Source organism: Bradyrhizobium sp. LTSPM299 (assembly GCF_000938235.1).
Lineage (GTDB): Bacteria > Pseudomonadota > Alphaproteobacteria > Rhizobiales > Xanthobacteraceae > Bradyrhizobium.
In genome coordinates, this window is the sequence record NZ_JYMU01000031.1 from 117,899 (window position 1) to 131,924 (window position 14,026).

11 protein-coding genes are annotated in these 14,026 nt (G+C 62.6%); 7 read left to right on the forward strand and 4 right to left on the reverse strand.

Features of this window, described 5'->3' with window-relative positions:
• Positions 1 to 49: 49 nt before the first annotated feature.
• Together queF and UP10_RS42120 are read right to left on the reverse strand one after the other, a co-directional pair.
• The gene (gene queF, locus UP10_RS18075) at positions 50 to 499 is read right to left on the reverse strand and encodes a preQ(1) synthase (protein WP_156164875.1); all 450 of its coding nucleotides are present in this window, start codon (positions 497 to 499) and stop codon (positions 50 to 52) included.
• A 135-nt stretch (positions 500 to 634) separates the two neighbouring features.
• The gene (locus tag UP10_RS42120) at positions 635 to 3,328 is read right to left on the reverse strand and encodes a hypothetical protein (protein ID WP_050043726.1); all 2,694 of its coding nucleotides are present in this window, start codon (positions 3,326 to 3,328) and stop codon (positions 635 to 637) included.
• 275 nt (positions 3,329 to 3,603) lie between these two features.
• Between UP10_RS42120 and eno the strand changes: the two genes are divergently transcribed.
• The gene (gene eno, locus UP10_RS18085) at positions 3,604 to 4,887 is read left to right on the forward strand and encodes a phosphopyruvate hydratase (protein WP_044588649.1); all 1,284 of its coding nucleotides are present in this window, start codon (positions 3,604 to 3,606) and stop codon (positions 4,885 to 4,887) included.
• A gap of 106 nt (positions 4,888 to 4,993) precedes the next feature.
• Here the strand turns inward: eno and UP10_RS18090 are convergent, their stop codons facing one another.
• The gene (locus UP10_RS18090; protein ID WP_044588650.1) at positions 4,994 to 6,538 is read right to left on the reverse strand and encodes a glycosyltransferase family 39 protein; all 1,545 of its coding nucleotides are present in this window, start codon (positions 6,536 to 6,538) and stop codon (positions 4,994 to 4,996) included.
• A gap of 190 nt (positions 6,539 to 6,728) precedes the next feature.
• Between UP10_RS18090 and UP10_RS18095 the strand changes: the two genes are divergently transcribed.
• Entirely contained in the window at positions 6,729 to 7,868 is a 1,140-nt protein-coding gene (locus UP10_RS18095; RefSeq protein ID WP_044588771.1) for a zinc-binding dehydrogenase, read from the forward strand.
• 121 nt (positions 7,869 to 7,989) lie between these two features.
• Here the strand turns inward: UP10_RS18095 and UP10_RS18100 are convergent, their stop codons facing one another.
• Positions 7,990 to 9,105, reverse strand: a complete 1,116-nt coding sequence (locus UP10_RS18100; RefSeq protein ID WP_044588651.1) for a D-alanine--D-alanine ligase family protein — start codon at positions 9,103 to 9,105, stop codon at positions 7,990 to 7,992.
• Positions 9,106 to 9,315: 210 nt separating this feature from the next.
• Here UP10_RS18100 and UP10_RS18105 point away from each other — a divergent pair, with 210 nt between their 5' ends.
• The 5 genes from UP10_RS18105 to UP10_RS18125 all read left to right on the forward strand — a co-directional run bounded on the left by UP10_RS18105 (position 9,316) and on the right by UP10_RS18125 (position 14,026).
• Positions 9,316 to 10,311: an MBL fold metallo-hydrolase gene (locus UP10_RS18105; protein ID WP_044588652.1), complete on the forward strand. Its 996-nt coding sequence runs from the start codon at positions 9,316 to 9,318 to the stop codon at positions 10,309 to 10,311.
• A 171-nt stretch (positions 10,312 to 10,482) separates the two neighbouring features.
• Complete coding sequence (locus UP10_RS18110; protein ID WP_044542308.1) at positions 10,483 to 11,034, forward strand: NADPH-dependent FMN reductase; 552 nt, start codon at positions 10,483 to 10,485, stop codon at positions 11,032 to 11,034.
• 46 nt (positions 11,035 to 11,080) lie between these two features.
• Positions 11,081 to 11,398 (forward strand): FtsB family cell division protein, encoded by a 318-nt coding sequence (locus UP10_RS18115; RefSeq protein WP_044588772.1) that lies wholly within the window; start codon positions 11,081 to 11,083, stop codon positions 11,396 to 11,398.
• A 159-nt stretch (positions 11,399 to 11,557) separates the two neighbouring features.
• Positions 11,558 to 12,577 (forward strand): pyruvate dehydrogenase (acetyl-transferring) E1 component subunit alpha, encoded by a 1,020-nt coding sequence (gene pdhA / locus UP10_RS18120; RefSeq protein WP_044588653.1) that lies wholly within the window; start codon positions 11,558 to 11,560, stop codon positions 12,575 to 12,577.
• Positions 12,578 to 12,625: 48 nt separating this feature from the next.
• Positions 12,626 to 14,026, forward strand: a complete 1,401-nt coding sequence (locus UP10_RS18125; RefSeq protein ID WP_044588654.1) for a pyruvate dehydrogenase complex E1 component subunit beta — start codon at positions 12,626 to 12,628, stop codon at positions 14,024 to 14,026.

Here is a 14,026-nt window from a genome sequence, read left to right on the forward strand (position 1 = left end):
GCGAGCCGCCGCGCGTCCAGCATCACCGGACGTCGTCGCGCGCTGCGGGCTAGCCCCGCCCGCGGTAGGGTGCGACGCCCTGGTCGGGGACCCAGAGGCCCTTCGGCAGCCGGCCGGTCTGGAAGAACACGTCGATCGGGATGCCGCCGCGCGGATACCAGTAGCCGCCGATGCGCAGCCATTTCGGCTTGATCTCGCCAGCGATGCGTTTGCCGATCATCACTGTGCAGTCCTCGTGGAACGCACCATGGTTGCGGAAACTCGCGGCGTAGAGCTTCAGCGATTTGGATTCGAGCAGAAAGCGGCCCGGCACGTAGTCGATAACCAGATGCGCAAAATCCGGCTGTCCCGTCACCGGGCAGATCGAGGTGAATTCCGGAATCGCAAAACGCACCAGATAATCGGTTCCGGCTTGCGGATTGGGCACGCGGTCGAGCGTCGCTTTCTCGGGGCTTTGCGGCCATTCGACCGCACGGCCGAGTTGCAGGGGGCGTTTCATCGTTTCAGCGATCTCTCAGAGTCCGACGCATTCCACCGCCTCTAGCAGTGAACACGAACTATGACATTCGAAACTGCCGTTCGCAAACGGGTGCGAATGACAGCTTCGGCTCTTACGCGATCCAACTGCGAGAAACTAGTGGAAGAAGTTGTGGCTGGAGAGATCGGTTAAATGGGCCGTCAGGCTGTTGTGATCGCCAAAATCGACGAAGCCCGGGTCGCCATTCGCGCCCCCGAACAGGGGCTGCGCGTCATGCAGAATTGCCGCGAAATGCTCGTTGGCGGGCGCCGAAGAGAGATCGGTGAACGCGAGAGCATTTCCGGAATGGTCGACGCCATTGCCGGGCTGAAACACGAAGTGATCGCTGGCCGATCCTCCGACTGTCACGGAGGGTGACTGAGCAGCGGTTTGAGGAGTGGAGCTGGAATTGAAATTGAAACTGTCCGGCTGCGGCTGTCCGCCTGTGGCAGCATTGCCGCTCGCGGTCTTGGGCGGATCGATCACCAACGTGCCGCCGGAGCCGTCGTTGGAGAGCGTGAACGTCGAAGCTGTATAGTTTCCCACCAGCGCAATGCTGGCGGTGTCATGCGCGGCGTCGCTGACGGTGAGGGTGCCGCCGGCCGAATTGCCGCTGAACGATTCAGTGGTTCCCGCGCCGAACGCGATGTCCTTGAGATCGATCTGGTCCGAGCTCGCCGGGCTGCCGGTGCCGGTGAGGCCGATGATCTCGCCGGTGAATGTCGTGGAGTGGTCGAGGGTCAATTTTCCTGTTGCGCCACCAAACGTAATCGATACCGAACTGGCAGCCGAAATCTCGAGCATCGCACCAGAGTTGATGGTCGCGGCTGCGCCGATCACGCCGTCGCCATTGAGATCCTGGTGGAAGCTGGTCTCCAGCGCCTCCAGCGCTGTGCTGCTGCCGGGGACGGAATCGACCAGCTTGACGGTGTCATTGCCGTTGGTGTCGGTGGCCCAGACGGTATACTCATCGGCCCCGGCGAGCTTCCACGCGGCATCATATCCGGTTGAAGTTGCCTCAGCGCCGATCGGCGACCAGCCGGGAAACTCGCCGACCGTGATCGCCGACCCCTGGTACTTCAGCGTCGGCCCGGTGCCGCCGGCGACAGGATCGAGATCGTAGACATTCGCGGACTGGACGAGACTCGTCGATCCCTGCGACTCGATCGTCGTCGAGGGAATGCCGATCACACCATCGCCATTGAGATCCTGATGGAAGGTCGTCTCCTGGGTCTCCAACGCTGCGCTGCTGCCGGAGACGGAATCGACCAGCTTGACCGTATCATTGCCATTGGCGTCGGTGGCCCAGACCGTATACTCATCGGCGCCGGCGAGCTTCCAGGCCGCATCATATCCGGTTGAGGTTGCGTCAGCGCCGATCGGCGACCAGCCCGCGAACTCGCCGACCGTGATCGCTGATCCCTGGTATTTCAGCGTCGGTCCGGTGCCGCCGGCGACAGGATCGAGATCATAGACATTTCCGGACTGCACCAAACTCGTCGATCCGAACGACTCGATCGTCGTCGAGGGAATGCCGATCACACCATCGCCATTGAGGTCCTGATGGAAGGTCGTCTCCAGGGCTTCCAGCGCTGCGCTGCTGCCGGAGACGGAATTGAGCAATTGGACGGTATCGTTGCCGTTGGCGTCGGTGGCCCAGACCGTATATTGATCGGCGCCGGCGAGCTTCCAGGCCGCATCATATCCGGTAGACGTCGCTTCAGCGCCGATCGGTGACCAACCCGCGAACTCGTCGACGGTGATCGCTGACCCCTGATACTTCATCGTCGGCCCGGTGCCGCCGGCGACAGGATTGAGGTCATAGACATTTCCAGCCTGCACCAGGCTGGTTGACCCGAGTGCTTCGATGACGGTCGGCACCGGATTGCCGACAAAGCCATGCTGCTGGAAGCTGGCATCTTCGTAATACCCGAAGATTTCGCCGTTAGAATTGACGCCCGTGATGTTGGTTTGGGTTGATCCGGGAACGTCGACCGTCGTGATGGTCCCGCCTTGGTCGGTGAAGCCGTGAACATGTCCTGATACGTCGAGGTACCAGCCGCCGATTTCGCCGCTGTCGGTGATGGCGTTGATTTGAGTTTCGGTGGATCCGGCGATATCGAACTGCGTGACGACGCCGTTGCTGTCGATGAAGGCGTGCTGGTTGTTCGATAGGTCCTGGAAGTTTCCGACCACGGTGCCGTTGCCGCTGACGCCGACCACGCTGGTGGAGTATGCGTTAGGGGCGTTGATTGTCGTGGTGACGCCGCCGACCCTGGCAAAGCCGTGTGAGATGTAGCTCGAGTCGGAATAGGTCCCGACGATCTCGCCCGCGGCATTGATGGCGGCCACGGTCGTGGCGGCGGCCCCGGCAACCTGGACGACGGAATAGTTACCATTGTTGTCGATGAAGCCGGAAACTGCATTGTTGCCGGCAAAGTTTCCGTAAATCTCGCCTGATACGGTGATGCCGGTGACCGTCGTGCTGTTGGCGAGCAGTATGTCGATGGTCGTGACGACGCCGTTGTTGTCGACGTAGCCATGCTCCTTGTTGAGGTAGGTGTAGTCGCCGAAGATTTCGCCGCCGGGCGTGACGCCGTTAACGTCTGTACTGGTCGAGCCGGGGGGATCGAAAGTGGCCCCATTGGGGGTCGCGGCGATGAAGCCGTGCCAATAAGCGTCGTCGTCGCCGTCGACATAGCCGTAATAGCCGACGGCATCGCCGGCGGCGTCGACGCCGGTCACGCCGATATAGCTATAAGTTCCCGCTGCGGCGGGGACATCGATCGATTCGAAGTTGAATGACGGCATTTCGCGACCTGCATGTTGTGTGGCTTGCCTTGCGGCGGTCTGCTCGTCCGTCGCGGCAGGCCGTCTCGCCGGTTCGGAGTCTGCGGATTAAATATCGGCCATGAAGATGGGCCTGCAGCGACCGGCATCGCGATCTGATGCAGCCAGCCGGCCGCGCGGTGTCGAAATAATGGGCTCCGAATTCGTCGCGCCTGCCGTCACCCGGCCTTTTCCGTTCCGATGCATTGCGGTAGAAGCTCGGCCATCCGACCCCCTCCCTGTCAAAAGAGGTTCTCATGACTGCCATTATCGACATCATCGGCCGCGAAATCCTGGATAGCCGCGGCAATCCCACGGTCGAGGTCGATGTGGTGCTGGAGGATGGGTCGATCGGCCGTGCTGCGGTGCCGTCGGGCGCCTCGACCGGCGCGCATGAGGCGGTCGAACTGCGCGACGACGACAAATCGCGCTATCTCGGCAAGGGCGTGCAGAAGGCGGTCGCGGCCGTCAACGGCGAGATCTTCGAGGCGCTCAACGACTACTCCGTCGAGGACCAGGTCGCGATCGACCAGATCATGATCGATCTCGACGGCACACCGAACAAGAGCCGGCTCGGCGCCAACGCCATCCTCGGCGTCTCGCTGGCCTGCGCCAAGGCGGCCGCCGAATCGTTCGACATGCCGCTGTACCGTTACGTCGGCGGCACCTCGGCGCGGACGCTGCCGGTGCCGATGATGAACATCATCAATGGCGGCGTGCACGCCGACAATCCGATCGATTTCCAGGAATTCATGATCCTGCCGGTCGGCGCGACCAGCTTCGCCGAGGCGCTGCGCTGCGGCTCTGAAATCTTCCACACGCTGCGCGGCGAATTGAAGAAGGCCGGCCACAACACCAATGTCGGCGACGAGGGGGGGTTCGCGCCGAACCTGCCGTCGGCCGATGCTGCGCTCGAGTTCGTCATGACCGCGATCGGCAAGGCCGGCTACAAGGCGGGAGGCGACGTCATGCTCGGCCTCGACTGCGCGTCCACCGAATTCTTCAAGGAAGGCGCCTACGTCTATGGCGGCGAGAACAAGACGCGCTCGCGCTCAGAGCAGGTCAAGTATCTTGCCGATCTCGTCTCCCGCTATCCGATCGTCAGCATCGAGGACGGCATGTCCGAGGACGACATGGAGGGCTGGAAGGAGCTGACCGACGCGATCGGCAGCAAGTGCCAGCTGGTCGGCGACGATCTGTTCGTCACCAACGTCACCCGCCTTGCCGACGGCATCAAGAACGGCCGCGCCAATTCGATCCTGATCAAGGTCAACCAGATCGGCACGCTGACCGAAACGCTCGCAGCTGTCGAGCTCGCCCACAAATACGGCTACACCTCCGTGATGTCGCACCGCTCTGGCGAGACCGAAGATTCAACCATCGCCGACCTCGCCGTCGCCACCAATTGCGGGCAGATCAAGACCGGTTCGCTGTCGCGTTCCGACCGCACCGCCAAGTTCAACCAGCTGTTGCGCATCGAGCAGCAGCTCGGCGACCAGGCGAAGTATGCCGGCCGGTCGGCCTTGAAGGCGCTGGCGTAGGCCCTCAGAGATTCGGGCTCTGATTAAATCAGAGCCCGAATCTCTGGACTCTCGTTTTGACGCGTTTTCTTCACGCGAACCGGCGTCCACTTCGCTCGAAAACGCTCTAGTTGGGGCTGGCGACGTAAAACGCGTCGCCGGCCGGGGGCGATAGCACCGGCTTCCAGCCGGTCAGCCTTTGCAACGCGTAGACATCGTAACGGAAGCCGCGCCACGTCAGGTCGGCTTCGCCGACGGTTTGCAGCACCGCGCCGGTGTTGTCCAAGAGCGCGCGCCGGCGATCGACCTTCGGGGCAACGTACAGCCCGACCGGGCCATCGAGCGCGGGGTCGCGAAATCCGATATAGCGGGTCCGTTCGTTGATCTGCGCGACCGGCACCTTGTCGTCCAGGTGCCATCGCAGCATCGAATACATCCGGTAGTCGGTGGTGACGAACCAAGTCGCGCCGGACGCGATGCGCTCGGCTTCGGCGGCGGCGACGACGCTGGCGAAGCCGGCTTCCTTGCCGATCGGATCGTCCTTTCCCAAATAATTGGCGGTTCCGACGACATAATAGAGTCCGGCCGCGACGACGGTGGCCACGCCCGAGGCGATCGCGAAGATCATCACGTTCGGTGCTGACAGCGCCAGTCGCGAGCGGGACTCCGTGTGCCAGAGTTTCAGGTTGACCGTTGCGCAGATGAATCCAATCGGCCACGCGAACAACAGCCAGCTGTCGCCGACCCGGGCGTCGAGGCCATGCTCGAGGAAAAATCCGAACGGAACGATCATGGCTGTCGAGAGCAGGATCGGAACCGGGGCCCGTGTGCGATAGCCGCGGACGGCCATCATCACGGTTCCGATCAAGGTGATCGGCAGCAGCAAGATGCCGACCATCACGAATTGCAGACCGAGGAAATCGCCGAGGAAGCGCCCCGAAACGCCGTCCGCCTGCGGCGCGCGGTCGAGCTGGAACCGGAATGAAGCCCAGTCGTGGACCGCGTTCCAGTACAGCAGCGGCGAGATCACGATCAGGACGATAAGGGCAGAGGTCCAGAACCACGGGCTCGCGAGCTGTCGCCTGCGCCAGCTCGGGACGAGTGCAAAGGCGAGCACCGCCGGCAGCAGCAGGATGGCGGTGTATTTCGACATCAGCGCCAGGCCGCCGAACAGTCCGGCCGCCAGCCACCAGCGCAAATCGTTCGATTGCCACAGCCGCACCAGCGCCCAGATCATCGCAAGCTCGCAGGGGATCAGCGCGATATCTGGCGTGATCTTGGCCATCGTGAGCCCGTAGTCGAGTGAGGCCTCCGGCAGCAGCACGGCGAGGACGACGTAACGGCTGTCGTCCACCAGGCGGCGCACGATGTCGGCAGACAGCAGCTGCATGATCAGCATCGCGGCGAGGCCGCTGAATCGGACGCCGAAATTGGTGTCGCCGAACACGAATGTGGTGGCGCGAATACACCAGGCGATCAGCGGCGGGTGGTCGAGATAGGAGATCACGCTCTCCTTCGACCAGGTCCAGTAATAGGCTTCGTCGACCCGCAGATCGAGGCTCGCAGCGAAGATGCCGCGCAGGATGGCGAGACCGCCGACAATCGCGATCAATGACACGAGGCGGGCCGCACGGGAATCCCGGCCGGGAAGCCCCAAGACAAGTGACGGCATGTGCAATTGTTGTTTCTAAATGTCTGCGGGAATGCAGCTTTTCTTGAAACGGTCTTTTTTTGAAATCGCCGGATGGCTGGACATCATTGCCGAGCCGGCCCATATCGGCAAGGCCCAAGAACACTCCGGCGCCCCTCCGGGCATGCCGTATGCACAGGGCAGTACAAGGGAAGTCGAGGGAGGATATGCGATGAGCGACGGCAAAAATGGGCTTCAGCTGCGATCGCTGCTCAAGAAGAGCGGCGAACTGGAGATATCGCTGGTCAACGTCCCGACGCCTGAGCCCGGCCCCGATGAGGTCGTGGTCCGCGTCGAAGGGGCGCCGATCAATCCGTCGGACCTCGGTCTGCTGATCGGTCCGGCCGACATGTCGACAGCGAAAGTCTCCGGTTCCAGGGAGTTACCGGTCGTCACCGCCCGGGTACCAGAGGCGGCGATGGGCGCCATGGCCGCGCGGCTCGATGAATCCATGCCCGTTGGCAATGAGGGCGCCGGCGTCGTGATCAGGACCGGGTCCTCGGAGGCCGCCAAGGCTCTGCTGGGCCGGACGGTCGCGATGATCGGCGGTGCGATGTATGCACAATATCGCACGCTGCGGGTCAATGAATGCCTGCCACTGCCTGAAGGTACCACGGCGGCGGAGGGGGCGTCCTGCTTCGTCAACCCCCTGACCGCGCTCGGCATGACCGAGACGATGCGGCGTGAAGGTCACAAGGCGATGGTGCACACGGCGGCGGCATCCAATCTTGGCCAGATGCTCAACAGGATCTGCCTCAAGGACGGCATTGGCCTCGTCAATATCGTGCGCAGCAAGGAGCAGGCCGGCATCCTGCACCAGATCGGCGCCAAACATGTCGTCGATTCCAGCGCGCCCGGCTTCATGGATGATCTCACCAATGCGCTGGTCGAGACCGGTGCCACCATCGCCTTCGATGCGATCGGTGGCGGCAAGCTCGCGGGCCAGATCCTGGTGGCGATGGAGACCGCCATCAACAAATCAGCCAAGGCCTACAGCCGCTACGGCTCGAACGTGCACAAGCAGGTCTATGTCTATGGCGGCCTCGATACCCGGGAGATCGAGTTGCCGCGCGGCTTCGGCATGGCCTGGGGCATCGGCGGCTGGCTGCTGTTTCCGTTCCTGATGAAGATCGGTCCGGAGGCGGGCAACAAGCTGCGCCATCGCGTGGTGGCGGAGCTGAAGACCACCTTCGCCAGCCACTACACCAGGGTGGTGTCGCTGCAGGAGGCGCTGCGACCAGACAACATCGCGGTCTACGGCAAGCGCGCGACCGGCGAGAAATTCCTGATCGATCCGAACAAGGCAGGGTAAGGGCGAACATCCGCCGGTTTGAACCGGCGTGCGCGCTCGCAAGACTCCCGCCGCCGATGGCGGCGGGACACCATCATTGAGCCGGACCATCGAACCGGACGGCGAGGGCGAGGCGGACCAATCACGCGCGATCAAAAACCAGGCTCCTGGAACGCTTGTGACGCGCCAATGCGTGGCCGATCAAGACATTCATCAGCTCGGATTGAGGCAATCCGCTGGCTTCCCACAGCCGTGGGTACATGCTGATATCAGTGAAGCCGGGAAGGGTGTTGGCCTCGTTCACGAACGCCTGCTCGCCGTGGACGAAGAAGTCGATGCGCGCCATCCCTTCGCAACCCAGCACGCGGAACGTCTTGATGGCCAGCTCCTTGATCTGATCGGCAAGGGCAGGCGGCACCTTGGCAGGCACCTGAAGCAGGGCGCCATCCGCATCAAGATACTTCGCGTCGTAAGAATAGAAGCCGTGCTTGTCGGACGGAACGATCTCTCCGAGCTGCGACGCGCAGATGCGGCCATCGGAGTCTTCGAGCACGGCGCACTCGACTTCGCTGATTGGCGCGACGCATCGCTCGATCAATATCTTCGTGTCGAAGCGAAACGCCAATCTGCAAGCTGTTTCGAACTCGGCGGCGGTTCGCGCCTTCGATACGCCAACCGATGAGCCCATATTGGCCGGCTTGACGAAGACCTCCGGCGATCCGACGGCGCTGACCGCGTCGTCATAGGTGATTGGCGCCGCGGCCGACATTGCGACGTAGGGGACGAGAGGCAATCCCGCATCGCGCATCAGCCGCTTGGCGACGTCCTTGTCCATTGCGGCGGCCGATCCCATCACGCGCGAGCCGACATAGGCCACATCGGACAGTTCAAGTGCGCCCTGGACCGTACCATCCTCGCCATTCGGGCCATGCAGCACCGGGAAGACGACATCAAACGCGGGCAATTCCCTGATGTCAGCAGCGCGGGCTTCAAGAACCAGTGCGCGGCCTTGGCCTCCCGGCAGCAGCGCCAGTTGCGGTCCATCGGTTGGAATGGTCAGCGCGCCGGCACCGGTGCCGACACCGTTCCCTGTGTCGGCAACCATCCAGCGGCCGTCCCGGGTGATGCCGATCAGCGTGGCGTCGTATTTGTCAGGGTCGAGGGAACGAAGCACGTTTGCCGCGGACGCCCTCGATACGTCATGCTCGGCAGAACGCCCGCCGAACAGGATTGCAACCCGTGTCTTGCGCTCCGTCATGGTCTTGCTTCCCGTGAGGTGCCCGCATGATGCAAGGAATCTGCGTGCAATATAGCGAAACGAACATGTCGACAATTGGCCTTAGACTTGAATTGGCTTAGACTTGGCGGGGCGCTCAGTCGTTTGTCCGGCTTGCCTTCTCTCGACATCGGGAGAACATTCCCGCCGCCGTGGCGACGGGAGTGCCGCCGGGCCAACGGGGAGGATTCCATGAGCTTGAGCCGCCGTGAACTCTTGGCGGGCGCCGCTGTTGCCGGCGCCAACGCAACGCTTTCACCACTGATGTCGACCGCGGAGGCCGCGGCGCCTGCCGCAGGCGCCCAGGCGCCCGGCTTCTATCGCTACAAGGTCGGTGCTTACGAATGCACCTCGATCAATGACGGGGCCAACACGTTCCCGATGCCGGATGGCTTTGTGAAGAACCTGCCGAAGGAGCAGGCGCTTGCCGCCGCCGAAGCCGCCTACATGCCCAAGGGCATGGTTACGGTCCCGTTCAATCCGCAGCTCATCAACACCGGCAGCAAGCTGATCCTGATCGATACCGGCAACGGGGTCGCGAACCTCGAACCGAGCAAGGGCGCCGTCGGCCGCACGTTGCAGAACCTCGCCGCCGCCGGCGTCGATGCCAAGGCGATCGACATTGTGCTGCTGTCGCATCTGCATCCCGATCACACCAACGGCATCCGCGCGGCCGATGGCTCGATCGCGTTTCCCAATGCCGAGATCATGGTGCCGGCCAAGGATTGGGAGTTCTGGACCAGCGACGAGAACGCGGCCAAGGCCCAATCGAACCCGATGATGAAGAACTACTTCGCCAATGTGAAGAAGACCTTTGCCGGTATCGAGACCAAGGTGACGCGCTATGACTGGGGCAAGGAAGTGGCACCCGGCATCACCTCGATCTCGACGCCCGGGCACACGCCGGGACATTCGTCCTTTGCCGTCGCGTCAGGAAATTCCAAGGTGCTGATCCAGTCCGACGTCACCAATATTCCGGAGTTCTTCCTGCGCAATCCGGACTGGCATGTCCTGTTCGACGTCGATCCAGCGGTGGCGCAGGAGACGCGCCACAAATTCTATGACATGGCGGCCGCAGAGAAGGCGACCGTGGTCGGCTTCCACTTCACCTTCCCCTCGATCGGCCATGTCGAGAAGGACGGCTCGAAGTATCGTCTGATACCCTCAGCCTGGAATCCGACGATCTGATTGGGGGCGACCGGGCCGCCCGGCGGCCCGGTCGCCATGCGTTCAAGGGAATATCCGCGAACGCTGGGTTTCCGGAACTGGACGGTCCATGCACTTGCATCTTTATCGGTGCACCGGTAGGTGAGGGCAGCCAGTTTAGCTTCACCAGCACACCCCGCGAGGAAAATTGCTATGGCCTATAACATCGTCACCATTGTCGGCAGTCTCCGCAAGGAGAGCTTCTCGCTCAAGATCGCCAATGCGCTGGCCAAGCTTGCGCCGGCGTCGCTGAAGCTCGACGTCACGACGCTCAATGGGATTTCATTCTTCAACCAGGATCTCGAGGCGGCCCCGCCGGCAGACTGGCTGGCCTTCCGCGAGAAGCTGCAGAAGTCGAACGGCGTGCTGTTCGTGACCCCCGAATACAACCGCTCGATCCCGGGCGTGCTGAAGAACGCCATCGACGTTGGCTCGCGTCCTTATGGCAAGAGCTCGTTCCTCGGCAAGCCGACCGGCATTATCTCCAACTCGCCGGGGCCGCTCGGCGGCGTCAGCGCCGCAAAACACCTGCAGAATATCCTGCCGGGCATCTCCGGCCCGATCCTTGGCCAACCGGAAACCTATCTCAACGGCTGCGGCGACGGCTTTGACGACAAGGGCGAGTTGACCAAGGAGTCGCTCAAGGCCGTGTTGGTGCAATATCTTGACGCCTTCGCGGCCTTTATCGAAAAGCAGAACCGCTAAATCAATTTTAGCTTTCCATTAACTCCATGGCCGCATGCTCGCGGCCATGGTTTCCCGCACCCGTCTCAAATCGATCCTGACCGGACTCGCCCTCTATACGATGGCGGCAATGATGGTCGGCTATTTCGGCGTCAATGCCTATACCGGCAAATACGGCCTCAACGCGCGACAGGAGCTCGACCAGGAGATCATCGCGCTGACCTCGGAATTGGCGCGGCTGAAGCAGGAGCGGGCCGAGGGCGAGCAGCGGGTGTCGTTGTTGCGCTCGGATCGCGTCGATCCCGATATGCTGGATGAGCGCGCGCGCTTCCAGCTCGACTACGTCAATCCGCGGGACCTCGTCCGGATCAACAAGTCGAACTGACGCGTTCGCAAATTTCAAAAATTTTCGCGCATCATCACAAAAATGTCGCGCTGCGCTGCAGTGCGGCATAGCAATATTCCATTCAGCGAACGCAATCCTTCCAAGGTGATTTGAGTTGGGTTAGAGAGGGTTCTCCGACTTCTCTCACCCGGAATTGCCATGGCCGCACCCAAGAAAAGCGTCGCAAAAGAATCAGGGCAGGAGAAGGCTGGCTCGCCGCCCGAATTCACCAGGGAACAGGAGTTCAAGGCGCTGCGCGACATGCTCCTGATCCGGCGCTTCGAGGAGAAGGCCGGCCAGCTCTACGGCATGGGTGCGATTGGCGGCTTCTGCCATCTTTATATCGGCCAGGAGGCAGTCGTCGTCGGCATGCAGATGGCTCTGAAGCCGGGCGATGAGGTCATAACCGGATACCGGGACCACGGCCACATGCTCGCCTGTGACATGGACGCCAAGGGCGTGATGGCCGAGCTCACCGGACGCCGTGGCGGCTACTCCAGGGGCAAGGGCGGCTCCATGCATATGTTCAGCAAGGAGAAGAACTTCTTCGGCGGCCACGGCATCGTCGGCGCCCAGGTGTCGCTCGGGACCGGCCTTGCTTTTGCCAACCGCTATCGTGGCAACGACGCCGTCAGCGTGACCTATTTCGGCGATGGCGCGGCCAACCAGGGCCAGGTCTATGAGAGCTTCAACATGGCGGAGTTGTGGAAGCTGCCGGTGATCTACGTCATCGAGAACAACCGTTACGCCATGGGCACCTCGGTATCGCGCGCCTCCGCCCAGCAGGATTTTTCCAAGCGCGGGGCCTCCTTCAACATCCCCGGCATGCAGGTCGACGGCATGGACGTCCGCGCCGTGAAGGCCGCCGGCGACGAGGCTGCGGCCTGGTGCCGCGCCGGCAAGGGGCCGATGATCCTGGAGATGCAGACCTATCGCTATCGCGGTCATTCGATGTCCGACCCGGCCAAGTACCGCACCCGCGAGGAGGTCGAGAAGGTCCGTCACGATCAGGACCCGATCGAGCAGGTCCGCAACCGCCTGCTGGAGCAGAAGGTGAGCGAGCAGGAGCTGAAGGCGATCGACGCCGAGGTGCGCGAGATCGTCAATGCGGCGGCCGACTTCGCCCAGCACGATCTGGAGCCCGATCCGTCCGAGCTCTACACCGACATCTACCGCTGACCTCACCCCGCGCAGAAGAAATTTCAAGACCGATTTTCGGGAGCTGATATGCCCATTCAAGTGCTGATGCCTGCGCTGTCGCCCACCATGGAGAAGGGCAACCTTTCCAAGTGGCTGAAGAAGGAAGGCGAGACCATCAAGTCCGGCGACGTGATCGCCGAGATCGAGACCGACAAGGCGACGATGGAGGTCGAGGCGACCGATGAGGGTACGCTCGGCAAGATCCTGATTCCTGAAGGCACCGCCGATGTCGCGGTGAATACGCCGATCGCCACCATCCTGGCCGACGGCGAGAGCGCCTCCGATCTCGACAAGGCGCCGGCCGCGCCGGCCAAAGCTGAAGCCGCTCCGGCGGAGTCAAAGGCGGAGGCGCCTCAGCCCAAGCCTGAAGCCAAGTCCGATGCGACGGCACCGGCTGCGCCCGCCGCGGTTGCCCCGCCGGATCCCGAAATCCCTGCGGGCACCGAGATGGTCACCCAGACCATCCGCGAAGCCTTGCGCGACGCGATGGCCGAGGAAATGCGGCGCGATCCCGATGTCTTCATCATGGGCGAGGAAGTCGCGGAATATCAGGGCGCCTACAAGATCACGCAGGGCCTGCTGCAGGAATTCGGCGAACGGCGGGTGATCGACACCCCGATCACCGAGCACGGCTTTGCCGGCATCGGCGTCGGTGCGGCGATGACGGGCCTGAAGCCGATCGTCGAGTTCATGACCTTCAACTTCGCCATGCAGGCGATCGACCAGATCATCAACTCCGCTGCCAAGACGCTGTACATGTCCGGCGGTCAGATGGGCTGCTCGATCGTGTTCCGCGGCCCCAACGGCGCCGCCGCGCGCGTCGGCGCCCAGCACAGCCAGGATTATGCCGCCTGGTATTCCCAGGTGCCGGGGCTGAAGGTGGTCGCGCCGTATTCGGCCGCCGACTACAAGGGGCTGCTGAAAGCCGCGATCCGCGATCCCAATCCAGTGATCTTCCTCGAGAACGAAATGCTGTACGGGCACACCGGTGAGGTGCCGAAGCTCGACGATTTCGTGGTGCCGATCGGCAAGGCGCGCATCGCGCGATCCGGCAAGGACGTCACCATCATCTCGTGGTCGATGGGCATGTCCTATGCGCTGAAGGCCGCCGACGAGCTCGCCAAGGAAGGCATCGAGGCCGAGGTCATCGATCTCCGCACCATCCGCCCGATGGACACCGAGACCATCATCGCATCGGTCAAAAAGACCGGCCGCGCGGTGACGGTGGAGGAGGGCTGGCAGCAGAGCGGTGTCGGCGCCGAGGTCGCGTCGCGGATCATGGAGCACGCCTTCGACTATCTGGATGCGCCGGTCGCGCGCGTGTCGGGCAAGGACGTCCCGATGCCCTATGCCGCCAATCTGGAAAAACTCGCTTTGCCGTCCGTCGCCGAGGTGGTTGCTGCCGCCAAGGCCGTTTCCTATCGGTAA